This window comes from Actinoplanes sp. NPDC051633 (assembly GCF_040681735.1).
In the GTDB taxonomy this organism is placed as follows: domain Bacteria; phylum Actinomycetota; class Actinomycetes; order Mycobacteriales; family Micromonosporaceae; genus Actinoplanes.
The window spans coordinates 1-1,197 of record NZ_JBFAZH010001723.1 but is presented as its reverse complement, the minus strand read 5'-3'; the positions used below and the strand labels follow the sequence as shown (position 1 = coordinate 1,197).

The window sequence follows — 1,197 nt, the reverse complement described above, 5'->3', positions numbered from 1 at the left end:
CTGAACAGCCCGGATGACATGACCCGGCTGATGGCGGCCGATCGGGCGGCGAGCGACGGCGGCCCGGAGCACATCGACATCCTGCTCGATCTGGCGCTGCACGACCCCACCGAGGTGCAGACCGTGGGTGGCATCGCCGAGCACTGGCGGAACGTCAGCGACGCCGCCGCCCAGGGCCTGAAGGGCATCTTGGGCGTCGTCGACGAGCGGATCCGCCGCGCCGCTTCCGACCTGGCCGAGGACGACGAACGCGTCAGCCGACTGCTCTACTACCTGGGCGCCCTGCACGAACCGGTGCGCCGCGAGCTGGAGACCAGCGGCGAGGAGCGGCTGCGGCTGCGGGCGCTGAGGGCCGTACTCTCGATCAAGCGTCCGGCCGAGCTCACCCGCCGCTTCCTGGCCGACCCGTCGCCGCTGGTCCGCATCGAGGCGCTCGAGGGCGGCGCCGGCCTCACCCTCGCGGATCTGGAGCGGTCGCTGACCGACCCGAGCCCGGAGCTGCGCCTGGCCGCGGCGAAGAAGCTGAGGTGGGCGAAGGACAGCGCGGCCTTCGTGGCCGCGGCGCGCGTCGAGACCGACCCACGGGTACGCATCGCGTTCATCGACGGCCTCGTCGCCCGCCCGCTGACCGAGGACGTGGTGCGGGCGCTGGTGGGCTACCTGGCCGACGGCGGCTACACCGAGGACCGTGCCGCCGAGCGCCTCAAGGAGGTCGACGATCCGGGCGTGGCCGCGGCGATCGCCGCCCGCATCCTGACGTGTACGAACGAGATGCGGCTCGCGACCCTCGTGGGCCATCGTCACCTGCTCCGGCACGTGCCGGAGATCCGGGAGCCGCTGGAACACATGCGCCGATGCACGCCGAGCGGCTGGCTGCGTCACGTGCTCGAGGAGGCGCTGGGCAGGGCCACGGCACCGGCCCATGGGCCTTCGCTGAGCCGGCTCGGGGACCATCTCACCGCTCGTCAGGCCGGCGCGGGGCTGGAGCCGTTGCCGCCGGGCCCGCTGAGCCCGATGCTGACCCGCGGCCCGGAGGATCTGCGGTTGGCCTTCAGCCATGGCGCGGTGGCCGTGGTCGGCCTGCGGGAGTCCGTGCCGGCGGCAAACCTGAGGCCGGAGTACGCGGTGCTGCACGTGGACTGCCCGGATTGCAGTGCGCAGATGCGTCTCGAGGGCCCGGTCCAGTGGCAATACCGC

The 1,197-nt window shown here is 73.1% G+C and carries 1 protein-coding gene; it reads left to right on the top strand.

Annotated elements, in window-relative coordinates; all coding sequences use genetic code 11:
- Positions 1 to 18: 18 nt before the first annotated feature.
- The coding region (locus tag AB0M20_RS44665; protein WP_364307670.1) for a hypothetical protein at positions 19 to 1,197 on the top strand (1,179 nt) is incomplete at its 3' end.